Origin of the sequence: Rhodococcus sp. SB1D, from assembly GCF_048573875.1 — a bacterium.
In the GTDB taxonomy this organism is placed as follows: Bacteria; Actinomycetota; Actinomycetes; order Mycobacteriales; family Mycobacteriaceae; genus Rhodococcus_F; species Rhodococcus_F qingshengii.
On sequence record NZ_JBMAIQ010000011.1, the window covers coordinates 23,691 to 48,990 of the forward strand.

General features: G+C 62.8%; 23 protein-coding genes. 14 read left to right on the top strand and 9 right to left on the bottom strand.

Annotation, left to right across the window (positions count from 1 at the left end):
* Positions 1-90 precede the first annotated feature (90 nt).
* Positions 91-813 carry a FadR/GntR family transcriptional regulator gene (locus tag ACN50D_RS22610; protein WP_021332595.1) on the bottom strand — a complete coding sequence of 241 codons (723 nt, stop codon included), beginning with the start codon at positions 811-813 and terminating at the stop codon, positions 91-93.
* A 201-nt stretch (positions 814-1,014) separates the two neighbouring features.
* On the opposite strand from ACN50D_RS22610, the gene ACN50D_RS22615 reads away from it, so the two are divergent.
* From ACN50D_RS22615 to ACN50D_RS22635, 5 genes are read left to right on the top strand one after another with little or no spacing between them, the layout of a single operon-like run.
* Positions 1,015-1,821 carry a gamma-glutamyl-gamma-aminobutyrate hydrolase family protein gene (locus tag ACN50D_RS22615; RefSeq protein WP_225320216.1) on the top strand — a complete coding sequence of 269 codons (807 nt, stop codon included), beginning with the start codon at positions 1,015-1,017 and terminating at the stop codon, positions 1,819-1,821.
* Entirely contained in the window at positions 1,805-2,578 is a 774-nt protein-coding gene (locus ACN50D_RS22620) for an SDR family NAD(P)-dependent oxidoreductase (RefSeq protein ID WP_021332597.1), read from the top strand. Before ACN50D_RS22615 ends, ACN50D_RS22620 begins: the two co-directional genes overlap by 17 nt.
* Positions 2,575-3,951, top strand: coding sequence for a glutamine synthetase family protein (locus tag ACN50D_RS22625; RefSeq protein ID WP_099696898.1), 1,377 nt, complete (start codon positions 2,575-2,577; stop codon positions 3,949-3,951). The genes ACN50D_RS22620 and ACN50D_RS22625 overlap by 4 nt, the downstream gene beginning before the upstream one ends.
* Positions 3,952-3,982: 31 nt before the next feature.
* The gene (locus ACN50D_RS22630; RefSeq protein WP_164490606.1) at positions 3,983-5,446 is read left to right on the top strand and encodes an aldehyde dehydrogenase family protein; all 1,464 of its coding nucleotides are present in this window, start codon (positions 3,983-3,985) and stop codon (positions 5,444-5,446) included.
* A gap of 18 nt (positions 5,447-5,464) precedes the next feature.
* Positions 5,465-5,983 carry a hypothetical protein gene (locus ACN50D_RS22635; protein WP_212634003.1) on the top strand — a complete coding sequence of 173 codons (519 nt, stop codon included), beginning with the start codon at positions 5,465-5,467 and terminating at the stop codon, positions 5,981-5,983.
* A gap of 66 nt (positions 5,984-6,049) precedes the next feature.
* Here the strand turns inward: ACN50D_RS22635 and ACN50D_RS22640 are convergent, their stop codons facing one another.
* Both ACN50D_RS22640 and leuS read right to left on the bottom strand, forming a co-directional pair.
* Positions 6,050-7,555, bottom strand: coding sequence for an MFS transporter (locus ACN50D_RS22640; RefSeq protein ID WP_042451764.1), 1,506 nt, complete (start codon positions 7,553-7,555; stop codon positions 6,050-6,052).
* A 425-nt stretch (positions 7,556-7,980) separates the two neighbouring features.
* Positions 7,981-10,827, bottom strand: a complete 2,847-nt coding sequence (gene leuS / locus ACN50D_RS22645; RefSeq protein ID WP_021332602.1) for a leucine--tRNA ligase — start codon at positions 10,825-10,827, stop codon at positions 7,981-7,983.
* Between the two features lie 101 nt (positions 10,828-10,928).
* On the opposite strand from leuS, the gene ACN50D_RS22650 reads away from it, so the two are divergent.
* Both ACN50D_RS22650 and ACN50D_RS22655 read left to right on the top strand, forming a co-directional pair.
* Complete coding sequence (locus ACN50D_RS22650; protein ID WP_003942484.1) at positions 10,929-11,423, top strand: SdpI family protein; 495 nt, start codon at positions 10,929-10,931, stop codon at positions 11,421-11,423.
* 5 nt (positions 11,424-11,428) lie between these two features.
* Positions 11,429-12,388, top strand: coding sequence for a DUF1648 domain-containing protein (locus tag ACN50D_RS22655; RefSeq protein WP_235867728.1), 960 nt, complete (start codon positions 11,429-11,431; stop codon positions 12,386-12,388).
* Here the strand turns inward: ACN50D_RS22655 and ACN50D_RS22660 are convergent.
* Positions 12,357-13,052: a FadR/GntR family transcriptional regulator gene (locus tag ACN50D_RS22660; RefSeq protein WP_030537479.1), complete on the bottom strand. Its 696-nt coding sequence runs from the start codon at positions 13,050-13,052 to the stop codon at positions 12,357-12,359. The genes ACN50D_RS22655 and ACN50D_RS22660 overlap by 32 nt on opposite strands.
* A gap of 162 nt (positions 13,053-13,214) precedes the next feature.
* On the opposite strand from ACN50D_RS22660, the gene ACN50D_RS22665 reads away from it, so the two are divergent.
* Positions 13,215-14,384, top strand: coding sequence for an MFS transporter (locus ACN50D_RS22665; RefSeq protein WP_064442886.1), 1,170 nt, complete (start codon positions 13,215-13,217; stop codon positions 14,382-14,384).
* 4 nt (positions 14,385-14,388) lie between these two features.
* Positions 14,389-15,369, top strand: coding sequence for a bile acid:sodium symporter family protein (locus ACN50D_RS22670; protein ID WP_003942582.1), 981 nt, complete (start codon positions 14,389-14,391; stop codon positions 15,367-15,369).
* Here the strand turns inward: ACN50D_RS22670 and ACN50D_RS22675 are convergent.
* The 3 genes from ACN50D_RS22675 to ACN50D_RS22685 are packed head-to-tail and all read right to left on the bottom strand — an operon-like array spanning position 15,362 to position 16,990.
* Positions 15,362-15,580: a hypothetical protein gene (locus ACN50D_RS22675; RefSeq protein WP_007729106.1), complete on the bottom strand. Its 219-nt coding sequence runs from the start codon at positions 15,578-15,580 to the stop codon at positions 15,362-15,364. The two genes, ACN50D_RS22670 and ACN50D_RS22675, sit on opposite strands and share 8 nt — an antisense overlap.
* A gap of 55 nt (positions 15,581-15,635) precedes the next feature.
* Positions 15,636-16,241, bottom strand: coding sequence for a YqgE/AlgH family protein (locus ACN50D_RS22680; RefSeq protein WP_003942572.1), 606 nt, complete (start codon positions 16,239-16,241; stop codon positions 15,636-15,638).
* 53 nt (positions 16,242-16,294) lie between these two features.
* On the bottom strand, positions 16,295-16,990 hold the full coding sequence (locus tag ACN50D_RS22685; RefSeq protein ID WP_212634004.1) for a TetR/AcrR family transcriptional regulator: 696 nt from the start codon (positions 16,988-16,990) through the stop codon (positions 16,295-16,297).
* Between the two features lie 134 nt (positions 16,991-17,124).
* Between ACN50D_RS22685 and ACN50D_RS22690 the strand changes: the two genes are divergently transcribed.
* Entirely contained in the window at positions 17,125-18,066 is a 942-nt protein-coding gene (locus ACN50D_RS22690; RefSeq protein ID WP_212634005.1) for an NAD-dependent epimerase/dehydratase family protein, read from the top strand.
* Between the two features lie 24 nt (positions 18,067-18,090).
* Here ACN50D_RS22690 and ACN50D_RS22695 read toward each other — a convergent pair whose 3' ends face one another.
* Positions 18,091-19,437 carry an MFS transporter gene (locus ACN50D_RS22695; protein ID WP_307850570.1) on the bottom strand — a complete coding sequence of 449 codons (1,347 nt, stop codon included), beginning with the start codon at positions 19,435-19,437 and terminating at the stop codon, positions 18,091-18,093.
* 161 nt (positions 19,438-19,598) lie between these two features.
* Here ACN50D_RS22695 and ACN50D_RS22700 point away from each other — a divergent pair, with 161 nt between their 5' ends.
* From ACN50D_RS22700 to ACN50D_RS22715, 4 genes are all read left to right on the top strand, one after another.
* A complete protein-coding gene (locus ACN50D_RS22700) occupies positions 19,599-20,165 on the top strand; it encodes a TetR/AcrR family transcriptional regulator (protein ID WP_212634007.1) in 567 nt (188 codons plus the stop codon).
* Between the two features lie 88 nt (positions 20,166-20,253).
* Positions 20,254-20,877 carry a TetR/AcrR family transcriptional regulator gene (locus tag ACN50D_RS22705; RefSeq protein ID WP_212634008.1) on the top strand — a complete coding sequence of 208 codons (624 nt, stop codon included), beginning with the start codon at positions 20,254-20,256 and terminating at the stop codon, positions 20,875-20,877.
* Positions 20,861-22,498, top strand: a complete 1,638-nt coding sequence (locus tag ACN50D_RS22710) for an acyl-CoA dehydrogenase family protein (protein WP_212634009.1) — start codon at positions 20,861-20,863, stop codon at positions 22,496-22,498. Before ACN50D_RS22705 ends, ACN50D_RS22710 begins: the two co-directional genes overlap by 17 nt.
* A gap of 23 nt (positions 22,499-22,521) precedes the next feature.
* Positions 22,522-23,829, top strand: a complete 1,308-nt coding sequence (locus ACN50D_RS22715; RefSeq protein WP_007729119.1) for an MFS transporter — start codon at positions 22,522-22,524, stop codon at positions 23,827-23,829.
* Here ACN50D_RS22715 and ACN50D_RS22720 read toward each other — a convergent pair.
* Entirely contained in the window at positions 23,813-25,264 is a 1,452-nt protein-coding gene (locus tag ACN50D_RS22720; protein WP_003942535.1) for a CCA tRNA nucleotidyltransferase, read from the bottom strand. The two genes, ACN50D_RS22715 and ACN50D_RS22720, sit on opposite strands and share 17 nt — an antisense overlap.
* Positions 25,265-25,300 lie beyond the last annotated feature (36 nt).

Consider the following 25,300-nt stretch of genomic DNA (forward strand, 5'->3'; position numbering starts at 1 on the left):
TATTAGAACCATTGAAGTCGATTCGGGACCCAATTCACAAAACTTTTACTTGCGAAAAACGGGACGAACCGTCCGTTCGTCGCGCTCCCGTCAGCCTTCTTCCTGCAGCGCCAAGCGTTTGAGCTCGTCTTTTGCGTGCAGAATGTGACGTTCCATTGCCTCCGCCGCGCGAGCGCTGTCGCCCCGCTTGATCGCCTCGAAGATTTCCTTGTGCTCCACCCTCGAAGCCTCGACCTGGTCTTCGAACACGAGATGATCGACGGGGACGAACATTTCGCCGCGAGCCTCGACCACAGCGGCCTCCAACCTGCTGTTTCCCGCCGCTCTGGCGATACCGCCGTGGAACCTGGCGTCACAAGCCCGGAACGATCCCCGACTTCCGGAAACCCCCAATTGCTCAATGGATTCGAGCAACTCGAGAAGATGACGATCGGTTCGCCGGACCGCCGCGAGGCTTGCCGTGCGCATTTCCAACCCGATACGGAGGTCGACGATCTCGTCGATGTCTGCTTCTCGCGCTTTCAACTGGCCAACCCAGTCTTCATAAGGCCTGGTCAACTCCGAAACGAACGATCCGCCCGTGGCTCCTCGCCGCACCTCGATGTATCCCATCGCCTGAAGGATTCGGACCGCTTCTCGCACACTGACTCGACCGACTTCGAGTTGCTGAGACAGTTCACGCTCGGATGGCAGGCGATCACCGGGGCTGAGCGCGCCGCTGTGAATGAGCAGTCGCAAGCGTCGAGCGATATCCTCCCCCAACGTCGGTGCACTGACCATGAATTCGATGGCCGGCAGCTTGTCGATCTGCACGTCTCGTACCCCCTACTCGGTGCCTGGACCGACTCTTCAGCTTCGTCCTCGTACGCTTCGTCTTGACCTACGAAATCGAACGCTCCCATTCGCAACTGTCCTTGAATAGATACAGCAGCGCGCGGCACTTCGAACCCGTTACCCCAACTTTACAAGCCAAACTCTAGCGAAAAGCCATTCAATGGTTCTATGCTCGCTCCTATGACCCAATTCACGATGACGGCGGAGGCACTCCCCGCCATGCCCCTGATCGGAGTCACCGGCCGCGTCGACCGCGGCGGGCCGTCACTACCCAACGTCGTCGGCGACGCGTTGATGGAAATGTTCTTCACCGATTTTCCGTCGAAGATCCGCGCCGCCGGTGGTCAACCGATCCTGCTGAGCATCCACAGTGATCCGCGCCGAATCGTCGAGCATCTCGACGCCCTCGTCCTCAGCGGTGGTTCCGACGTGGACCCCCGACGATACGGCCGCACCCCCGGCCCCAACTCGTCACCCATCGACCCCGCTCGGGACGAATTCGAGTTCGCCCTGGTCGATGCAGCCTGGGAAATCGGACTGCCAATCCTGGGAGTGTGCCGAGGACACCAAGTCGTCAACGTCGCCCGCGGCGGCACACTGGTTGCCGACCTTCCGACCGACGCCGGTGAGGCGCACAGCTTCTTCGGCTATCCGCGTTCCTACCGACCACAACAGGTCGCCCTTGAATCCGGCTCCATCCCATACAGTCTGTACGGCAACAGCATTCACGTGAACAGCCTTCACCACCAAGCCGTGGACACCCCGGGGAGCGGGCTTCGGATCGTCGGACGCGCGCTCGACGGCGTCGCCGAAGCCATCCAGGCCGCCGATCGCCCCGTGGTGGGCGTGCAGTGGCACCCCGAATTCTTCGTCGAAATCGACCCGCTCTTCTCGTGGCTCGTCGACGCTGCAACCTCCCGTCGGACCAATTCTTCTCACCAGATCGATCATCACAGAATGGAAGACAACAATGTCACGTACGCATGAGAACAAGGTTGCCCTGATCACCGGTGCAGGCTCCGGAATCGGCCGCGGCATCGCGCTGCGCCTCGCCTCCGACGGTGCCCGCGTCGCGGTCGTGGACCTTCACATCGAAAGTGCAAAGGAGACCGTCGCACTTATCGAATCGCAGTACGGCACACCCGCGCTCGCCCTTGAGGCCGATGTGCGCGACCGCGCCGCCGTGAGCGCCGCTTTCGAAGCCACCGTCGCCGAATGGGGACGCTTCGACTACCTCGTCAACAACGCCGGCCTGATCACGATGAGTTCTCTCGAGAACCTCACCGACGAAGAGTGGGACCTCGTCCTCGACGTCAATCTCAAGGGCATGTTCATCGTCACGCAGATCGCCACCCCGTACTTCCGCGACGGCAACAGCGGCGCTGTGGTGAACTTGTCGACGGTGGAAGCGGACGTGGTCGTGTCCTCCCAGGGCTTCGCACAGGTCCACTACAACGCGTCGAAGGGTGGAGTGAAGATGCTGACGAAGGCTCTGGCCGTCGAACTCTCGCGGTACAACGTACGAGTCAACGCGATCGCCCCCGGGCCGGTCCCCACCGCCTTCCTGCCTGGCATCGACGTCTCCTCCGGCGAAGTTCTCGACTTCATGAAGTCCAGGCTCCTGGTGCCGCGCGTCGGCCGCCCCGAGGACATGGGTGCTGCAGTCTCCTTCCTGCTCTCCGACGACGCCTCCTACATCAGTGGAGTCCAGCTGCCCGTCGACGGCGGATGGCTTGCCCGATGAAAGGCCGGCTCACCACGGCCGAGCTCGCCGAGTCCGACATCGACACCGTCCTCATCGCCGGTATCGACCTCTACGGACGGTTGATCGGCAAACGAGTCCCGACGCGAATTTTCCTCGCGAACATCGACGAGGGTCTGCATGTGTGCACCTGTGTGTATGCCTGGGATGCCAGCCAACGCATGGACAAACTCGTTGTCGACTACGCCGGCGGACACACCGGCTGGCATGACTTCCGCCTGCAACCTGACCTGGGAACACTGCGACGCGCGTCGTGGCTCGAGTCCACTGCCATCGTCATCGCTGACTCGGTCGACGAACATACCGGCGAGATGGTCCCGATCGCACCGCGCACGATCCTGCGCAAACAGATCGACAAGCTCGAAGCTGACGGCCACACCGTCTACGCGGCAACGGAACTCGAGTTCCACCTCTACCGAGGTACCCCCGACGCATTGCGGCGCAGCGGCTATCGGGATCTCGAACCCACCACCCTGGTGCCCTCGGATTACACCATCACCGCCGGCAACGCGATGGAACCTTTCTTCCGCAAGGTACGAACCGCGTTGGAGGAGAGCGCGATTCCCGTGGAGGTCTCTCAGGTCGAATACGGCCTGGGCCAGTGGGAGATCAACCTCGAATACGGAACCGCCCTCGAGATGGCCGACCGCCATGTGCTATTCAAGCAGGTCGTCCACGACGTCGCTGCGGCAGAAGGGCTCACTGCTACCTTCATGGCACGTCCGAGCACCGACGGCATGGGCTCGTCGTGTCATATTCACGCGTCCATGCGGAGCGACGACACCTTCCCATTCCACGACGAAAGCGCAGAAAACACCGCGAGCGCCGAACTGCTGCACGCCGTCGGCGGAGTTCTCGAGCACTGCCCGGAACTCATGCTGTTCTACACGCCGACCATCAACTCGATGCGCCGCACCAGAGCCAGCCACGATTTCTCGGGGAACGGCTTGACCTGGGGTTTCGACAACAGGACTACCACCTGCCGACTCATCACCGGTGCACCGTCCGCCAACCGTCTCGAAATGAGACTGCCAGGGGCGGACGCAAATCCGTATCTCGCACTCGCCGCCGTTCTGGCGTCGATGAACGACGGTCTGACACGAAAGCTCGATCCCGGCGCACCGGTACGACGCGACGGGTACAGCGACACAGACACACTCGAGAAGGTGAAGCAACAACCGCTGCCCGGCACACTGGACGAAGCGGCGCGTGCGCTCGAGGCCAGTGAGTTCGCACTCGCGGCGTTCGGCGCCGACGTCGTATCGCACTATGCGGCGGTCGCCAAGGACGAATGGGATTCCTTCATGTCCGCGGTCACCGACTGGGAACGCGAACGCTACCTCGACAACATCTGACCTACAAACGATTTCGCCACGAAGGACAGTCATGACCACTTCATGCTCACTCGTGCCCCAGAACAACACGATCGACGGAAACGCCGAAACACCGGCTATCGAACTCGGCGAATTTCTCACCGATCCCGACACCGGAGAGAAACTGCAAGCCCAACTCTCGTCCTCCACCGAACAGGTGGAGAGGGCGATCACCGCCGCGACAGAACTTCACCGATCGGGTGTCTGGACCCGTCGACCGGTCGCCGACCGGGTGCGCCTACTCGAGAGAACGGCTGAACTTGTCGAAGAACGGACTGCGGCGATCGCCCGTGAGGACTCCAAGAACAACGGCCTTCCGCTTTCGATCAGCACACTTTTCGCCGGCGGACTTCCCGATCTGTTCCGCAGTGCTGCAACGCATCTGAAGAACTCCTCCGGGTTCGAGCAGTTGCCGTCAGGTGCACATTTACATCGGCTGGCGTGGGGCCCGACCGCTGTGATCGCACCGTGGAACGCACCGAGCTTCATCACCGCCAAGAAGACCGCATTCGCTTTGGCCGCAGGTGCTCCGGTCATCGCCAAGCCCTCCAACTGGGCACCGTCGGGTCCCAACGTGCTTGCCGAGGCGATCTCACGTGCCATCGCCGAAGTCGACGCGCCGAAAGCTCTGTTTCAACTCGTTCACGGAGGCGGGGACGTCGGGCATCTACTGGCCTCCGATCGACGAATCCGAGCACTGGCGTTCACCGGCGGCCGAGCGGCCGGTAGTTCCATCGCCACTGCAGCTTCTACCGATTTCAAGGCTCTTCAACTCGAGCTCGGCAGCAACAACCCCGTAATCATCCGCGCCGACGCCGACATCGATCTGACTGCCACCGCACTCGTCGACGGGTTCACCAAACTTAACGGGCAATGGTGTGAGAGTCCGGGAAGCGTCTTCGTGCCGCCGCACCTTCACGACCGGCTTGTCGACGCAATACTCGACCGCACGGCCGAAATCGCACTCGGCCGAACCGATGACGCCAACACCACGATGGGTCCGCAGGCGAACGAGCCTCAACTCCAACGGATGCGGGATACCGTCGAGTTCCTCCGTGGCGTGGGCGGCACGGCCGTCTCGAGCACCCCCGTGCCTGACGATTCCGGATGGTTCTTCCCACCGACAGTGGTGCACGGAATCTCGTCGGAGCAGACCAAATCGGAGACCTTCGGGCCGATCCTGACGGTGCACCGAGCATCAACCGACGAGGAAGCTCTGCTCGAGGCCAACGCTCTCGATACCGGCCTGGCCGGATACGTGTTCGGCGCCGACGTCGACGCCGCTCGTGAACTTGCGACCCGAATCGATTGCGGTGAGAACAAGATCAACAGCACCAGCCTCCTGGACCTAGACGACCACTCGACCCAGAGTTTCTGGGGCGGAAGCGGTATCGGCGCACACGGCGACGCAGAGCTTCTCGACTTCTTCCGGGGATCGAGAATCATCGGGGTCGATGCGCCCGGACTTCCTCTCTAGGCGGAGGAGGTCGAGGAAATGGGTGAAGCGGCTCGGGTGGGCACCGATACGAGTCGGGTGGGCACCATGTTGGTCGAATGCCACGATACCGCGGCGGTTCTCGCACGTATTTCGTCGCTGGGGTGGAAGCTCGGCGTCGAGGTCGTCAGCCTGTCTACATGGGTATCCGTGACATCGCCGGGAGTCACCGGAATGTCGATCGCGTACCGTTGCCCGGCAACGATCTCCGACGCCATGTTGATCAAGCGTCTCAACAAGATCATCGGGATAGTTCGCATCAAGACGGACCACGGCCCGTTCGTTCCGGTGACACCACAGGTCGGCCTACACGTCACCGCGACTTTCCAACGCGTCGATCCCGTGGCGCTGGTGGCGTACCGGCACGGCGCAACTGTGTGCAGTCAAGCGAACAATGTTCTGTCGGTACAACTCACCACCACCCGATCGATCGCGGACACATTCGTATCTGATCTGGCACAGGTCGCAGAGCGTCCGCTGCGGGGTGAGATCTCGCTGCAGGAGATTCATCTTGCATGACGTCGAAGTGCACCACGGCGATGTGCGGCTACGGAAGTTGGCCAGTAGCCGCACATCATCGTGTGATCAGTGAGCAGGGAGGAGGGACGTCTCCTGCTGCACACCGTCTTCTGCGCCGATCTGGACGATGTTTCGCGGCAGGAACACGGCTGCGATCGCGCCGAGAACTGCTGCAGCAGCACCGATCAGGAACGCGATACGCATGCCCTCGTCGGTGTAGAAGACAGCGCCCTCCATCGCCATCGCGATGTGCGAGTTCAAGACCGTGAAGGCGATGACGGGAAGCACTGCGGGGAAGATGCTCTGGAAGACCGCAACCATGCTCGCCGTGGTTGCCTGCAACTGCGGCGGCACTGCCTCGATGAGCAGGTTCGGGATGGAGGCGTAGCCCATACCCATACCGACACCGAAGATTCCGGCAAAGATGATGAGCAGAGGCTTGTTGTCGTGAATGGTTGCCGTCAACGTGAATCCGACTGCCATGAGGATCATTCCGATGATCATCAGCAGACGGGGCCGGATGTTGCGCCCCACGAGGAAGCCCACGATCAAACCACCGACCACCACCATGCCGCCAAGCGGCGCCTGGAAGATCGCGAATCCCTCTGCCGTCACGCCGAATCCGTATCCCAGGCCGAGAACTGCGGGGGTCATCACCATCATCGGCAGCAAAATCGTGAAGACTCCCGACGCGCCGTAGCAGAAACCGGCACCGACGGCGGTGAGCATCACCGAACGCTTGCCGAAGTAGCGCAGGTCGATCAAGGGCTCGCGGATGGCTCGGGCAGAGGCAACCCAAGCCACCAACAGTGCGACGCCGCCGATCAGGTAGGCCAGTGTCGAACCGTTCTTCCAGCCCCAGGTCGGGCCGAAGCTGACGCCGATCAGAATTCCGGCGATGCCCGATCCGAGCAGTACCGCGCCGATCAGGTCCAGCGAAGAGCGAAGTCGGACAGTCGATTCCGCCGTCGAAGCGAAGATCATGCCGCCGAGGAGAACCAGCCCGACGACAAAGAACCAGAAGATGCTCCGGAACCCGTGGTTGTCGATCAACCAACCGGAGACGAACGGCGCCGGAATCGCGATCAGACCCATACCGGAAGTCGCGATACTGACTGCCAGCGCAACAGTTTTCGGCGGGAAGACATCTCGAATGAGGGAGTAGCTCAGGAAGAGGCAGGGAACGAGAAGACCCGTCAATGACCGGCCCAGAATCAGGACGGCATAGCTCGGCGCAACCGCCGAAATGAAGGATCCGACCGCTGCGCCGGCGACCGCCAAGAGCAGGACTTTTCGCTTGCCGTACATGTCGGCGAGCTTTCCGAGCAGAGGAGACGCGACCGCCCCCAGCAGCAAGAACGACGTGAGCAGCCAAGCTCCCTGCGTCGTCTGATAATGCGTCGAGATGGCCGGCAGCGCAGTGGAAATCATCATGTAGCTCACCGCGAGCATCTCGAGAAGTAGAACGATCGACGCCAGAGAGAACACCAGTCGCGGAGTCCAACGCTCCGGTATCGATGTCGGTTCGGGCGCACTAGGAGACGAACCGGAGCTGTGGACGTGAGACGCCATGGCTGGAAGATCCTTTCGGGACACCTACAAATTCGATTGACCCCCTGTCGAATACCGCCGACGGGGGCCTTGCGGGGAAGTGCAGTGGAACGACAGCTACCGCTCTCGGCAACGTGTTACGTGCATCACAGCCCTCACATCGAACACGCGCTACCAAATGTTCCGTGGAGCGGGACATTCAGGACAACGACTGATTGGCATCACAAACTCGAACCTGGCCTTGGATTATGAGCAACGGCAACGATTTTCGGTTCGAACTTGAACGTGGAGCCATTCCCATTACGAAATACCGACCACCCCGTACTTGACGATCCCGCCTTTGAGGTTCCCCCCTCGGTGTCAACGTCGGGAATCATCCCCCAGAAACGACTGTGCGCCGTTTCGGTAGCGGTAACTACCAAAACGGCGCACAGGGGCCGAAGGCCCTACAGAACTATGTTCACCATCTTGCCCGGCACAACGATCACCTTGCGGGGTGCGTTGCCCTCGAGCAGAGCGACGATCTTCTCGTCGGCCAGCGCAATCTCTTCGACAGCCTTGCGATCGGCATCCGCCGGGACGCTGATGCGGCTACGAACCTTGCCGTTGACCTGGATCGGGTACTCGACGGTATCCTCGACGAGCCACTTCTCCTCGACTGCCGGGAAGGGTCCGTGCGCAAGGGATTCCGTGTGACCCAGACGCGACCACAGCTCTTCCGCGAGGTGCGGCGCCAGGGGAGCGAGCATCAGCACCAGCGGCTCGACAGCAGCACGCGGCGCACCGCCCGGGAACGCCTTGGTGAGGTGGTTGTTGTACTCGATCAGCTTCGCGGCGGCCGTGTTGTCGCGCAGCGCCGTGTAATCCTCGATGACACCGGAAATCGCCTTGTTGAGCGCACGCAGCGTCTCTTCACCAGGAGCTTCGTCGGTGACACGGGGCTTGCCGGTCTCCTCGTCGATGACGACGCGCCACACTCGCTGCAGGAATCGCGCAGCACCGACGACGTCCTTGGTTGCCCACGGACGCGAGGTGTCCAGCGGACCCATCGACATCTCGTACACACGCAGAGTGTCTGCACCGAACTCGGCGCAGATCTCGTCCGGCGCAACGGCATTCTTCAGGCTCTTGCCCATCTTGCCGTACTCGCGGTTGACCTCGGCGCCTTCGTAGAAGAACTTGCCGTCACGCTCGACGACCTCCTCTGCCGGCACGTAGACGCCGCGGGCGTCGGTGTACGCGAATGCCTGGATGTAGCCCTGGTTGTACAGGCGGCGGTACGGCTCGCTCGAGGACACGTAGCCCAGGTCGAACAGAACCTTGTGCCAGAAGCGCGAGTACAGCAGGTGCAGCACTGCGTGCTCGACGCCGCCGACGTACAGGTCGACTCCACCGGGATCGTTGGGGCCGTGCAGTTCCGGACGCGGGCCCGTCCAGTACGCCTCGTTCTGCGGGTCGCAGAAGGCGTCCTGGTTGGTGGGGTCGATGTAGCGCAGCTGGTACCACGAGCTACCTGCCCACTGCGGCATGACGTTGGTGTCGCGGTGGTAGGTCTGCAGACCGTCACCGAGATCGAGCTCGACGTTGACCCAGTCGGTCGCCTTGTTCAGCGGGGGAGAGGGCTCGGAGTTGGCGTCGTCCGGATCGAAGGACACGGGTGCGTAGTCCTCGACCTCCGGAAGCACCACGGGCAGAGCCGAATCCGGCAGAGCGTGTGCGTTGCCGTCCGCGTCGTAGACGATCGGGAAAGGCTCGCCCCAGTAACGCTGACGCGCGAAAAGCCAGTCGCGCAGCTTGTACTGGATGGTGCCCTTGCCCTGGCCGCTCTCCTCGAGGCGACTGATGACGGTCGCCTTGGCCTCGGCAACGTCCAGCCCGTCGAGGTAGTCGGAGTTCACCAGCGGGCCGTCACCGGAGTACGCAGCCTCCGAAACATTGCCACCGGCAATAACTTCGAGAATATCCAGGCCGAACGCGTTCGCGAACTCCCAGTCACGGTGATCGTGTCCCGGAACTGCCATGATCGCACCGGTGCCGTAACCCGTCAGAACGTAGTCGGCGATGAAGATCGGAACCTTGTGTCCGTTGACCGGATTGACGGCGTAGGAACCGAGGAAGACGCCCGTCTTCTCCTTGTTTTCCTGGCGCTCCAGGTCGGTCTTGGCGGCAATCGACTTACGGTATGCAGCAACAGCTTCCGCCGGAGTCGTGGCACCGCCAGTCCAGCGCGCGTCGACACCTTCGGGCCACTCGTCCGCGACGAGCTTGTCCACCAAGTCGTGCTCAGGAGCCAGCGTCACGTAGGTGGCGCCGAACAGCGTGTCCGGACGGGTAGTGAACACATCGACGCCGTACTCGCCTGCAGCAAAGGTAACTTCGGCACCGTACGAGCGTCCGATCCAGTTGCGCTGCATGGCCTTGACCTTGTCCGGCCAATCCAAGTACTCGAGGTCGTCGACCAGGCGATCGGAGTACGCGGTGATGCGCATCATCCACTGCTGGAGATGCTTACGGAAGACTGGGAAGTTTCCGCGGTCACTACGACCGTCGGCGGTGACTTCCTCGTTGGCCAGGACGGTACCCAAACCGGGGCACCAGTTGACCATCGAATCCGACTGGTAGACAAGGCGGTACGAGTCCAGAACCTTGGCCTTCGCGGCCACGTCCAACGAAGCCCACTCGCGTCCGTCTTCCAGAGCGCGCTCACCGGAATCGAACTCGGCTTCCAACTCGGAGATACGACGCGCCTTGCCGGCTTCCTTGTCGTACCAGGCGCCATGGATCTGCAGGAAGATCCACTGCGTCCAGTGGTAGAAGTCGACATCCGTCGTCGCGAGACTACGACGCTCGTCGTGGCCCAGACCCAGGCGTCGCAGCTGGCGCTTCATGTTGGCGATGTTGGACTCGGTGGTGGTCCGTGGGTGGGTACCCGTCTGCACGGCGTACTGCTCGGCCGGGAGACCGAAGGCGTCGTAACCGAGGGTGTGCAGGACATTGCGGCCCTGCATGCGATGGAAGCGCGCGAAGACGTCCGTAGCGATGTATCCGAGCGGGTGACCGACATGCAGGCCCGAACCCGAGGGGTACGGGAACATGTCCTGCACGAAGAGCTTGTCGGCGGGAACACCGTCGGGCGAGGAGAGCGGACCGACCGGATTGGGCGCGTTGAACGTGCCTTCCTCACTCCAGCGGTCCTGCCAGTGCTGCTCGATCTGGCCGGCGAGCTCCGCGGTGTAGCGGTGCTGCGGAGTTGCGTCGGCTGGTGAATCGGGGGACTGCGGAGACTCGGTCACTGTGGTCGCTATCTACTTGGCTGACGGAAATACCGATAACCAGGGTAGAGCCTGCACGACCCGGGCATACCATCAACTCCACTCGCGCCTATCCTGTATGGGTGATCGTTGTCGCTGTGGTGCTATTCGTGCTCGCTGTCGCCGTCGGTGGAGTTGCTGTCGCCGGACTGATCGGCAAACTCCCGCGCAACCGCTGGGCCGGTGTCCGCACCGAGGATTCCCTGCGGAGCGAGGAGTCGTTCGCCCTCGCCAACAAGGTGGCCGGTCCGACCATGCTCGCGGCCGCTGGAATGTTGGTCATCGGCGGAGTCGCAGCACTGACCATCGGCGGAGTCTTCGGCATTGCCGTCGCGATCATCGCCGTCGTCGTCGCCGTCCTCACTGCCGGTTTCGGTGGAGGCATCGGCACCCGCGCAGCCGCCGCGCTCCCGCAGCAGAGCGGATGCGGTAACGACTGCAACTGCGGCGGACACTCCGAGCCTGCCGCCGACGAGCCGGTGGCGGAGACCCCCGAGGCCAAGGCGAACGCTGCCGCTTGCGGCACCGCTTCCTGCGGTGCCTGCGCGCTCAAGGATGCTTGCCAGCCGGCTCATTGATTCACGTGAAACATCGCGTGGTCGACCCGGCCGGGGTCGTATTCGGGCTAGTCGTTCCGCTGTTGTGTGCGGTCTTCGGCTTCGTCCTGACAAAAATTTGGGAGCCCCGCCTCCCGGAACAGATCGCGACTCACTGGACCACCACCTCGCCGGACGGATTCTCCACCCCGTCGGCCAACGCCTGGACCATTACACTTCTGACGCTGCTCTTCGGTGGCGGCCTGAGTGCGATTGCTGCTCTTGCTCCCGCGATGCTGATGATGCGCCGATTCATGTTAGTTGTCGGGCTGAGCGTGGTCGGGCTCATCACGACAGTGAACTTCGCTTTGCTCTACACCCAACTCGATGTCACCGATCCATCCACGACGTCACTCCCGCTGTGGTCTCTCGGTGTCGGCTTTGTCATCGGCGGGGTGGTGGGGTGGATCGGCGCCTCGTTCCTGCGTGACTACCGCGTCCGCACTCTTGCCACGATCGAACCCTCGGCCGGGTTGCCGCGAAGCCGCTGCGCTCTCCCCATCTCCGACGACGTCGGATTCAGCACCAAGGGGTCGGTGATCCTCACTGCGATCACTCTGGCGCCCGGAGTCATCATGGCGTTGGCGATGCGGTCACTCTGGCCGTTGTTCATCTTCGGGGCACTCGGACTGCTCGTCGTCAGCCTGGTTCGCTTCCGGGTGATCGTCGACGAACGGGAAATCCGGGTGATCAACATGGGGATGGCTGCGATGACCTACGGCATCGAGGAAGTTGTCGGAGCCGACGTCGCGGAGATCAAACCGTTCGCGGACTTCGGCGGCTGGGGACTCAAGACCAAGGGTCGTCGTAACTACGGCGTCGTCACCCGCACCGGACCAGCGGTGGTCATCACGTTCGCTTGTGGCGACCGACTCACGATCACGACACCCGAAGCCAAAGACATCGCGGGGTCACTCAATCGATTGGCCGACGCCCGGACTCGGTAACCGCCGAGCCTGAACCGATCGCTTCCTGAGTCTTCTCGAGATACCCACACGCCGCAGCCCTGGCTTTGGTGACATCGCGTTCGGCGATGGCTTCGGCAACTCCCTGATGATGCGAAGACGTCAGCGACGGCGGATGCACCCCTTCGGTCACCTCGTAGGTGGCTCGAACTGTTTCGAGGATTCCGGCAAACAGATCTTTCAGCACGGGATTGTGGGCGGCATCGACAACGGCAATGTGAAACGCGAGATCGACGTCGACGAAGTTCTCCGCTGGGACATCACGCTTGGCGGCCAGTTCACGAAGTATCCGAACGTCGTCGTCGCTGCGACGCTCACACGCCAACCGGACCGCTTCCATCTCGAGCGCACGACGCACTTCGAAGACGTATTTCATCTCGTCGACGGACGCGTGTTTGCCGAGCAGTCCGCCGATGTCGGTCCGAGCGCGCACGAAGGTCCCTGATCCGCGACGGATCTCGAGAACTCCCGTCGAGGTCAATGTCTTGATCGCTTCGCGCACGGTGTTCCGGCCGACGCCGAGAACACTCATCAGCTCCGGCTCGGTCGGAACACGATTGCCCACTGTCCAGACGCCGTCGGAGATCTGCGTGCGCATCCAGTCGAGGGATTGCTCGTACGCGGACTCTTTGCGAACAACGGTCATCAGCTCATCCTCACAGCATTAGCGGCGATCATTCCACTCACCTACGATACGTAGGACGACCCATGTATTTTCGCACTCTGTCTTCAGGAGGGGCTTCCCACGTCCGCCACAGCTGTCGCCACCGAAGAACGCACACGCCGCACCAATCGACACTTCTACGGCGTGGGCTACGTCCTCACCGTGATCCTCTTGGGCGCGAACATGCCCACCTCCGTCTACGGGCTGTACCGGACCGAGTTCGGATTCACGCCCACCATCCAGACGCTGATCTACGGCGTCTACGTCGCCGGCCTCGTTCCGGCATTGCTGTTCTTCGGACCGCTGTCCGACGCCCTCGGCCGACGCACCGTGCTCCTTACTGCACTCGCTCTGAGCGTCGTCGGCACGCTCGTTCTGGCATTTGCCGACGCGACGGTGTGGTTGTTCGTCGGCCGGATTGCCCAGGGAATCGCGGTGGGCGCGGCCAGTGCGGCGGGCAGCGCCGCATTGGTGGAGCAGGAACCGAAGTTCGATCACCGACGAGCAGCGCTCGTATCGACGGTGACGGGCGCGTTGGGCGGTGCGCTCGGACCACTCGTGTCCGGTGCAATCGCCCAGTACCTTCCACAACCGCTGCGGTTGCCGTATCTGATCTTCCTCGTCGCGTTCATCCCGGCACTGATCGTGTTGCTGCTACTTCCGCGGATCGGGGACGTCACACGCCCGAAGCGGTTCTTCCAAATGCCACATGTTCCCGCCACTATTCGCGAGACTTTCTGGCTCAGCTCGCTCGCCGTCGCGCTGTCGTGGGGCGCGGTCGGGCTCTTCCAGTCGGTGGTCCCGTCGTGGATGACCAGCCTGCTGAACATCGACAACCTTCTGCTCGGCGGCGGGGCAGCTGCACTGGTGATGATCTGCTCGGTGGTCGCGCAACTCGGCGGAAGCCGCATGGACCCGCGCACGTCCGTCACCGTCGGTCTGGGAATCCTCGCTCTGGGAATGATCGGCCTCCTCGTGGTCGACCTCGTCCCGAGCCTGGCACTGCTGGGCGCCATCACCGTCGTGGTCGGCGCCGGGCACGGTCTGGCGTTTGCCGGCGGCATGAAGCGCGTCAACGCCGCCGCCCGGACCCACGCCCGCGAGAGCCACGGCGGAGTTCTGGCCGCGTTCTTCACCGTCAGCTACGCGGGACTGGCGATCCCGTCGATCATCGCGGGTATCGCCATCACCCTCCAGGGAATGCAGACGGCCATCATCGAGCTGTCGATCATCGGGACGCTGCTGTGCCTGGCGGTGATGGGCTTCAACCTTCGTGGGGCTCGAGAGCCCGCTGAAGCTCGCCGTTATCCTTAGCCAGGTGAAGTTTCTCAGTAGGTTCTACATCGACGGGTTCATCCTCGGCATCATCATCGCCGGCGTGCTCGGAAGTGTGTTCCCGGTATCGGGTACCGCGGAGAGCATTCTGAACTGGGCCACCAAGATCGCCATCGGCTTCTTGTTCCTGCTCTACGGCGCACGGCTCTCGCCGCAGGAAGCCTGGAAGGGCGTCAAGCACTGGCGACTGCACACCGTCGTCCTCGCCGCGACGTTCGTGCTGTTCCCACTGATCGGCCTAGCACTGCGATTCCTGTCACCGACGCTGATCAGCGACGAGCTCTACACCGGCATCCTCTACATGTGCCTGGTTCCGTCGACGGTTCAGTCTTCGATCGCGTTCACCTCGATCGCCAAGGGGAACGTCGCGGGCGCGATCGTCAGTGCGTCGTTCTCCAACCTGATCGGCGTCTTCGTCACACCGCTGCTGGTGGTTCTGCTGATGAACACCACCGGCCAGGCGACGGTCGACTTCTCGTCGATCCTCGACATCGTCGTGCAGTTGCTGATCCCGTTCATCGTCGGTCAGCTGATCCGCCCGCTGGTGATCGGATGGCTGCAGAAGTACGCCGAACCCACCAAGTACGTCGATCGCGGATCGATCCTCCTCGTTGTCTTCGCCGCCTTCAGCGAAAGCATGAAAGAGGGGATCTGGAGCACCATCACGATCTGGCAGATCGTGATCCTCACAATCGTGTGCTGCCTGATTCTCGCGCTGGTTCTCGGCGTGACCACTCTCGCGGGGCGCAAGCTCGGGTTCGATCTTCCCGATCAGATCGTCATCATCTTCTGCGGGTCGAAGAAGTCCTTGGCAACGGGCCTACCGATGGCGGCTGTACTGTTCGCGGGCCAGCCCGTCGGCCTGATCGTGTTGCCGCTGATGATCTTCCATCAGATCCAACTGATCGTCTGTGCTGCGATGGCGCAACGCTTCGCGAATCGGGATCCGGTCAGCGTCAGCTAGCGAGCAACTCGCCTCGGGTCGCGTCGACGCAGCCGCAACCGCCCTGCAGTTCAGCACAATCGATGGACAGCGCATGGCGGACCGATGCCAGGTCGAGGCAGTTCGCGCCGGTGCATTCGAGTGATCCGTCGGCATGCCGTAGCAAAGAATCGTGGCAGTGATCGACATCCGAAACACAATCCGCGCACTGGATCTGACGCTCAGCGAGCATTACTGCCACCTCTCTCGAAAACGATGACACAGGAATATCATCGACCTCCGACAAGTCAGTTTCGTTCCACCTCGATGGGGTGGCTGGCCAGCATCGCCACGGGTAGCGGCTGGCGTCGTAGCACCCGTGCCCAGACATCGACTCGGGGCGGCGTCAGCACATCCGACGGCAGCGAGCTGATCACCATCCAGTCTTCACGCTCGAGCTCCGAATCCAGCTGGCCCAGAGTCCAACCCGAGTACCCGGCAAAAATTCGGATCCCTTCGACCAGAGGAGCAATGACCTCCGGGTCCGAGTCCAGATCCACCATGACTACCTTGCCGTCCACCCGCCGCAGACCGGCGACGCCGTCGATCCGCGCACCGTTGCGAGCGATGCCCAGGCAAAGCGCCGAGTCACGCTTGACTGGTCCACCGATGTACAGGGCCGAAGGATGCGCGGTCAGCGGTGACCACTGCGGCAACACGTTCTGCACGGCCGTCTCACTCGGCCGATTGACGACGACGCCCAGGCTCCCGGCGTCGTTGTGCTCGATCATGTAGATGACGGTGCGGCGAAATGCGGGTTCCGTGAGATCGGTCGACGACACCAACAAACTGCCCGGACGAACCTCCGGTTCTATCCAGGCCATTCGATCCTCGGGTTCTTCTGCGTGCGCCACAAGGACATCATCTCACCGACAACTGCGCGCGGAGGAACGAGACACAAGCGTGTTCAGGTCAGACCCGCCACATCGGCAAGTAGTGCCAAATGCCGCTCGAAAATCTCGCTCGCGTCGGTGAACGTATCGCTTCCGTACTGCCCGAACACCTCGAAGTTCACCGAACCGAACAGCGATACCCAGACGAGAGTTGCGCGCACCGCGGCATCCGGCGGCAGGTCCGTACCCAGTTCATTCCGCACTCCCTCGAGGTCCGCTGCCAACGTGTCACTCAGGCCCGGACCCTCTCGCACCGTCAGTGAACCCGCGCGATGGGCGGCGTCGATGATCCCGATCAGCCGGGTCACGACGAGGGTGCCGGGGCCGGTGGTCTGCTCGCCCGGAGCGTCGTAGCCGGGGACGGGGCTGCCGAACAACAGACCGTAGCGGGCCGGCTCCCGGATCGCCCAGCTCCGAACGGCGCGCCCGAGAGCAATGAACTGTCCGCGAAAATCCTCTGCTGCAACGGCATTCACGGCGGCGTCCACTTCCGTGCCCAGTTCCGTGTACCCGTCGACCACCAGCAAGGTCAGCAGTTCGTCCCGACTGGCGACATAGCGGTATACCGCTGAGGACACGACTCCCAGGTCACGCGCGACGGCCCGCAGAGACAAAGCGGCAGCGCCGACGGCAGCAAGATGCTCGCGTCCGATACGGGTGATGTCCTGCAGCGTCTGTTCGCGCGCCCGCTCACGGGGAGTTCCAACCATGAGTCCATCTTGCCCCATTCCCGAGAGCAATATCAACAAAAGAGAGCACTGCTCTTGACATCGCTCGGGTGCAGGTGCATTCTTGAAAACGAGAGCAGTGCTCTCAGTTCACTCGAAACAAGAAGGAGCACACCATGTCGAACCTCGAAATCGTCACCGGAGCAGGACCCGTCGGATCCGCCGTCGCGCTACAGCTCGCCGAGCAGGGAATCAACGTCCGGCTCCTGACCAGGTCCGGCAGCGGGCCCGAGCACCCGCTGATCGACCGCCGACGCGTCGACGTCTCGGATTCCGAGGCCCTTCGCTCGGTCAGCGAGGGCGCCACGGCCATCTACCACTGCATCCACGCTGCTTACAACGCAGCCGATTGGGAGCGGGAACTCCCGGCGGCCGAGAAGGTTGTGCTCGACGCGGCCGCATCCATCGGTGCCGTCGTGCTCTTCCCCGAAAGCCTCTACGCCTACAACTCCGACACCCTGATGACCGAATCCGATCCACGCAACGCCACCGGCGGCAAGCGCGGAGTGCGCACCGCGCTGCTGCGTGCTCGCGAGGCCTCTGCAACACCCACCGTCAGCGTCGTCGCCTCGGACTTCTTCGGTCCCCGCGTCCGCACTGCCCACGCCGGCGAGCGCATGGTTCCGAAAGTCATGGCAGGTAAGAAGATTCGTGTCATCGGTTCCGCAGATCAGCCGCACTCCTTCACCTACATCCCCGATCTCGCAGCAGCGATGATCGCGGCGGCACACAACCCCGAACTTTGGAACTCCGTCCTCCACGCACCCACCGGCCCCGCGCTCACTCAGCGCAAGATCGCCGAGGCCTTCGCCCGCGCCGCCGGGGCATCCCCCGCCAAGGTGGGTGTACTCCCCGCCTGGGTGCTCGACGCCGTCGGCAAGATCAACACCGACAGCCGCGAACTCGCTGAGATGAACTACCAGTTCACCAAGCCGTTCGTCATGGACTCGAGCGCCAGCGAAGTGCTGCTCGGACTCTCGCCGACGCCGCTCGATCAGGCCGCCGAAGAGACCGTCGCGTGGTGGCGCGCGGAACAGGCTCGCACCGCTGCTGCCTGAATCTGGCGGTGGGCCGGGCATCACTCAGATCTGCGTGAGATAGCGTCGACTGAGAGCGACGATGGCCACGAAACACGCTGCAACGAAGATCATCCCGATGCGTGCCCCACCAACGGAGTTCGACGCACTCAGAGCGATGCCCAGGGCCGCGACGCCGATCGCCATGCCCGTTTGACGGGAGGTATTCAGTACCCCCGAGGCAAGTCCGGCGAACGATTTGTCGATCACTGCCATGGCCGCTCCATTGCAGCTGGGGCCGAACACACCACACCCGAGACCGACGAGGGCGGTCCCCGCCATCACCACAGGCCAGGTATCGCTGTCCCCGATCGCGGTGCACAGGAGCGCGCCGATCGCAGCAGTGGAAGCACCGACAGTCAGGAGCCAGCACATACCGCGACCTGCCCACACGCGATTGAGGACCAGCGTTCCGAACGTCCACAACACTGCAAACGGCAGAAAGAACAGTCCTGTCCGCAGCGCTGAAGAGCCCCAGTAGGACTGGATGAATATCGCGAGCATGAATTGCATGCCGTAGGCCCCGAATTGGAAGGCGAATCCGTTCGCTATGGATGCAGAGAACGCCGGCTTACGGAAGATCGACAGCGGCAGAACCGGATGCCGGGTCCGGCCCTCGACGACGAAGAACCCGACGAGCGTTGGCACACATCCGAGTAGCAACGCCAGCGCCAACGGATCACCCCACCCGCGGGAGCCGCCTTCGATCAAACCGGCTACCAGAAGGGCAAGTCCGGCGATGCCGAGGACCTGCCCGGGAACGTCATAGGATTCCGCATCGCGCGTCGCGGTTTCACGGACATGCCGCCAGCACAGCCAGAGGGCTAGAACGCCGATGGGGACATTGACGAAGAAGATCGAGCGCCAACCGATGAACTCGGTGAGCAGGCCTCCTCCGATCGGCCCTGCTACCAATGCGATTCCGCCCGTTGCACCCCACATCGTGATTGCCTTGGCACGCGCGATCGGATCCGGATAGGTGCGTGCAATGATCGCCAGTGTCGTTGGAAGAAGCCCGGCAGCAGCGACACCCTGCAGGCAACGAAATGCCATCAGCAACCCCAGGTTCGGGCTTATTGCGCACAATAGAGAAGCCGCCGTGAAGCCGCCCAACGACCACAGGAAGACACTGCGGGAACCGACTCGGTCCGCCAGAACTCCCGCTGTGAGCAACAGGCTGGCCAGAGGAACCGTGTAGATGTTCACCAACCATTGCAAAGCGGCAATGGAGCCACCGATGTCGCGTTCGATTGCCGGTAACGCGATGTTGAGAGCGCTCCCGTCCAACAGGATCATGAAGAATCCAAGACAAACCGCAGTCAGCGCCAGTGCCCGAACCCTTGAAGCACTCACTGGTGCAGTATGTTTCGTGCCGCCGGAGACTGCGTCACCGACCGAGCTGTCAGCAGAGATGTTGCTCGTGCCCATATGAGGCCCCCGTCTCCGGAATTTCTGTACCTGCAAGTACAACAGCTTTCACAGAGACTGTACATACCCATAGGTACAATGTCTGTATGAGTAGCGCGGAACGGCTGATCGCAAGCATGCAAGAACTGTTGTGGGAGCGTGGCTACTCCGGAACGAGCCCACGTGCCGTGCAGAAAATGGCTGACGTCGGGCAAGGCAGCATGTACCACCACTTCCAGGGGAAAGCGGACCTGGCGGTGGCCGCAGAGCATCTCATGGGGCGCGAACTACAAGCGCAAATCACCGAACGACTCAGCTCCGGCGAGACGACCGTCGACAAGATCGCCGCCTTCCTCACGATCGACAAACACGTCCTCCGCGGGTGTCGGCTCGGGAGATTGGTCCAAGACACTGAGGTCGCATCCAACGACGAGTTGCGAGCACCGATCCAGACCATGTTCGTGTGGATTCAACAGAACATTGCATCCACACTCGAAGACGGGCGCAGCAACGGTGAAATCCGTCCCGATGCGAACATCGAAGCTCTCGCCGCCACCATTCTCGCAGTGCGGCAAGGTGCTTACGTCCTCGCTCGTGCTGCCCAATCCGAAGAACCGTTTCGAAAGGCGGCCGACGGGCTGATCGAAATGCTCACCCACGGGGTTTGCGTGTAAAAGTTCAACGATGCTCCAGTAGGCCATGTCGCCGTTCTGCTCCAGTCAACTCTTGACGCAAGAACGGAACGGGTGTTCACTTCTTCGCATGGCCTATCGCCGCACTCCGGCAGTACAGGAAAGACTGGACGCCCAACGCGCCCGACTGCTCGAAGCCGCCATGACGGCAGTGGCCACCCGCGGCTATGCGGGATGTTCCATCGCCGCGGTGGCCAAGAACGCCGGCGTCGGCACCGGGACGCTGTATCGACATTTCGACGGCAAGGGCGAATTGTTCGCCGAAGTGTTCCAATCAGTCTGCAGCCGTGAGGTATCCGCAGCTCGGGACGCCGGAGACAGCGCCCGACATCTGGAAGGCAACCACCGCTCCGCTGTATCGGCGTCGGTTCGGACCTTCGCCGAACGTGCCATGCGCGCACCGGTTCTCGCCTATGCACTGCTGGTGGAACCGGTAGATCCTCTCGTCGACGAACAGCGGTTGATGTTTCGCGAATCGTTCCGCGATTGCCTGGCCACCGCAATTCGCTCAGCAGTCGAATCCGGTGAGATACCGCCACAGGATGCCACTCTGACGGCAGCGTGCATCGTCGGGGCAATCGGCGAGGCCCTGATCCTTCCACTGCGCGGCGGCACCACCGATCCCGCTGCGATCGACGCCATTCTCGCCTTCACCCTTCGATCGTTAGGGAGCTTCGATGACACCCACGCATGAAGTCACCAATCAGGTTCCGTCCCTGATCGATTACGACGCAGCCGAATACGCGCCGATCCTCGAGGCACTCCACCGTGAAGGCGCATCGGATGCACTCGAAGAGGTTCATCGAGTAGGGATCCGCGCCGGAAGCGCGCAGGCCCAGGAGTGGGGCGATCTGGCCGAGGAGCACCCACCCGTCCTGAGAACCCACGATCGCTACGGCAACCGTATCGACGAGGTCCGCTACGACCCCGCCTATCACCAACTCATGAGCACCGCAGTGGAATTGGGACTGCACGGCGCTCCGTGGGTTGACCCGAATCCACACGCACACCTCGTCCGCGCCGCGAAGATGGCCGTGTGGGGTCAAACCGATGCCGGCCACGGCTGTCCCATCTCCATGACGTACGCCGTGATCCCCGCGTTGCGGCACAACGCGGATCTGGCCGCGCAGTACGAACCCCTCCTGACCACGCGGCACTACGAGCCGGCGCTGAAAGCTCCCCTCACCAAACCCGGATTGATCGCCGGTATGTCGATGACGGAAAAGCAGGGCGGTTCGGATGTTCGTGCCGGAACCACAAGGGCAGTGCCACAATCCGACGGCAGCTACCTGCTGACGGGCCACAAGTGGTTCACCTCCGCGCCGATGTCGGACGTGTTCCTCGTCCTCGCCCAGGCACCGGGTGGTCTGTCGTGCTTCTTCCTGCCTCGGGTCCTGCCGGACGGCTCGCTCAACAACATGTACCTGCAACGCTTGAAGGACAAGTTGGGCAATCATTCCAACGCGAGCAGTGAGGTCGAGTACCTCGACGCTCTCGCATGGATGGTCGGCGAGGAAGGCCGGGGCGTGCGCACCATCATCGAGATGGTCAACATGACCCGGTTGGACTGCACGATCGGCACGGCCACCGGCATGCGCGTCGGCACCATGCAGGCAGTTCACCACGCGACGCATCGAAGTGCTTTCGGCGCCAACCTGATCGACCAACCCTTGATGCGAAACGTTCTGGCAGATCTGGCGGTGGAATCGGAAGCGTCGACCACCGTCGCGATGTGGCTGGCCGCTCTGACCGACCGCGCAACCGCAGGCGATGCCCACGCCAGCGCACTACGACGCATTTCGTTGGCCGTGAGTAAGTACTTCGTCTGCAAGCGCGGACCGATCCACGCTGCCGAGGCACTCGAGTGTCTGGGCGGAAACGGATACGTGGAGGAATCCCGGATGCCGCGCCTCTATCGCGAGGCTCCGCTGCTTTCGGTGTGGGAGGGTTCCGGCAACGTCGCGGCGCTCGACACACTGCGGGCGATGGCCAAGCAACCCGAAACACTGCAGGTGTTCTTCGACGAGCTGAAACGAGCCAGTGGAGTGGACGGCCACTTCGATCAGGCCGTGCGGGATCTCCAGGCGGCTTTCGGCGATTTCGACGACATCGAATACCGGGCACGAAAGATCGTCGGCGACATGGCGCTCGCGCTGCAGGCCTCGCTGTTGCTCCGCTACGGGCACCCCGCGGTGGCCGACGCGTTCTGCGCGAGTCGGCTCGGAAACAGCTGGGGGAGTGTGTTCGGAACGCTGCCGAGGGGCGTCGACGTCGCGCCGATCCTCGAGCGGGCCACCGTCAAGATCGGCGCCTGACCCACCCACTACAGTTTCCGCTTATGAACCGAGCCTCGAACCGCCGCGAGGCCTGGCAGCGCGTACTGCACACCCTGCGTGAATCACCCGGCCTCGGAAGGCTGGCGCTCGTCCGCTTTTCCAGCCAGTTCGGTGACGGAATGTTCCAGGCCGCGCTCGGCGGCGCAATCCTCTTCAACCCGGAACGCGAAACCGATCCGGTGGCGATAGCGGCCGGCTTTGCCGTACTGCTCCTTCCTTATTCGGTGATCGGCCCCTTTGCCGGCGCTCTGCTGGATCGTTGGGACCGCCGCCTGGTGCTCCTGTGGGCGAGCGTGCTCCGCGGGCTCTTCATCCTGACCACTGCGGTGCTGCTGGTCGCCGGCGGCGGTGACACTCTGTTGTTGACCTGTGCGCTTGCTGCAATCGGAGTCAGTCGCTTCGTCGGGGCAGGCGTATCCGCAGCCCTGCCGAAGGTCGTCCGACAATCGTGGCTGGTGGCAACCAATTCCGTTCTCACAACGGCTGGTTCGGTGGTAGCCGCTCTTGGTGCTTCGGCAGCGGTGGCGATCATCGGCATGATCGGCGCGGGGGATCGAGCGTCAGGCGCCGCCGTGGCCATCGCAGCACTGGGATCGGTGATCGCGGCCCTCGCCGCGGCCAGGTTCACCGCCCGCTCACTTGGTCCGGTCGCCGACGAAGTGGTCCGCGCCAGTGCCGTCCGTTCGGTGACGGCCGGACTGCGCACCGGGGCAACCGCTGTCTGGGAGGCGCCCGGCGTCACCACGGCGATGATCGGAATCGGAGCGCACCGCATCTGCTTCGGCATCAACACCCTCATCATGGTGCTGGTCCTGCGCGACACCTCGAACGGCTCCCAATTGCCTGGAGGGATGGCCGGATTCGGCGTCGCCGTCGGCGCCACGGCAATCGGAATGCTGATCGCGGCATTGATCACACCGTTCCTCATCCCGCGGATCGGTCGCTCACGGACGATCACCTACGCCCTGGTGTGCGCGGTTCTCGTCCAGCTCGTCTTCGTGACCACGCTGACTCAGGGGTCGCTGCTGATCGCCGCTTTCCTGCTCGGCATCGCCGGCCAGTCCGTGAAACTCAGCGGCGACGCGGCCATGCAGATCGACATCGACGACGACCGTCGTGGTCAGGTATTCGCACTGCAGGACACCGTGTTCAACGTCGCGTTCATCGGTGCGATCGCGGCAGCGTCGACGGTGATCGCACCCGACGGCAAGAGCGTCGGCCTGGCCGTTGCCGGTGCGGGTGTCTATGCCGCCGGATTGTCAGCGGTGCTGATCAACCGCAAGAAACGAGAAACTAGCCCTGCTGGGTAGCCCACCACTTCAGCAGTTCGGCCTCGGCCTCGTCACGCTCGAGCGGGCCGCGATCCAGACGTAGTTCCTTGAGGAACGTCCATGCCTTGCCCACCTGCGGGCCGGCCGGGATGTTCAGCAGCTCCATGATGGCGTTGCCGTCGAGGTCCGGACGCACCCGAGCAAGGTCTTCCTGCTCGGCGATGCGCGCGATCCGCTCTTCGATGTCGTCGTACGTGGCCTGCAGCTGCGCGGCGCGACGCTTGTTGCGTGTGGTGCAGTCGGCCCGCACGAGCTTGTGCAAGCGGGGGAGCAGCTCGCCCGCGTCGGTGACGTACCGCCGCACCGCCGAGTCGGTCCACTGTCCCTTGCCGTAGCCGTGAAAACGCAAGTGCAGGAACACGAGCTGCGAGACGTCGTCGACCATCTGCTTCGAGAACTTAAGTGCCCGCATGCGCTTGCGCACCAGCTTGGCGCCGACCACCTCGTGGTGGTGGAAGCTGACCCCACCGCCAGGCTCGTTACGCTTGGTATCCGGCTTTCCGATGTCGTGAAGCAGTGCTGCCCAACGCAATACGAGGTCCGGATCGCCTTCTTCGAGATCGATCGCCTGCTGGAGCACCGTGAGGGAGTGCTGGTAGACGTCCTTGTGCTGGTGATGCTCGTCGATCTCGAGCTTCATCTGCGGAACCTCGGGCAGCACGTATGCAGCCAGTCCGGAGTCGACCATCATGTTGATGCCGTCCACCGGGTACATGCCCAGCATCAGTTTGTTCAGCTCCACCTGCACACGCTCGGCGGTGATTCGCTCGATCTGCGACGCCATCTCCTTGATGGCCTCGAAAACACGATTGTTCAACGTGAAACCAAGCTGCGAGACGAACCGGGCAGCACGCAGCATCCGCAGCGGATCGTCGTTGAACGAGTTTTCCGGCGCCGACGGCGTATCGAGCTCTCCGGCCAACAGCGCGTCCATGCCGTTCAGCGGATCGACAAACGTGTAGGAACCGTCCGCGCCGATCTTCATCGCCATCGCGTTGACGGTGAAATCGCGGCGCACCAGATCGTCGGCCAACGTCGTGCCGTACTCGACTATCGGATTACGAGAGACGCGATCGTAAGCGTCGGCCCGGAAGGTCGTGATCTCGATCTCCTGGCCGTGCTTGATGGCGCTGATGGTCCCGAACTCGATGCCCGTGTCCCACTGCTTGTCCACCCAGCCCTTGAGCAGAGCCTGAACCTTCTCCGGCCTGGCGTCCGTCGTGAAGTCCAGATCGCCACTGAAGCGGCCGAGGATCGCGTCGCGAACACTGCCACCCACCAGGAACAGCTCGTGACCGGCCGCAGCAAAACGCTCACCGAGCGGGTTCAACACGTCGGACAACGTGCCGAGCGTTGCAGTGGCGTCGGCAAGCAGTCGTAGGCGGCGATCAGCGTCGGAGGTAGGGACAGTCACGTGAAAGGAGCTTACTTAAGGTGCGCAAATAGCAGA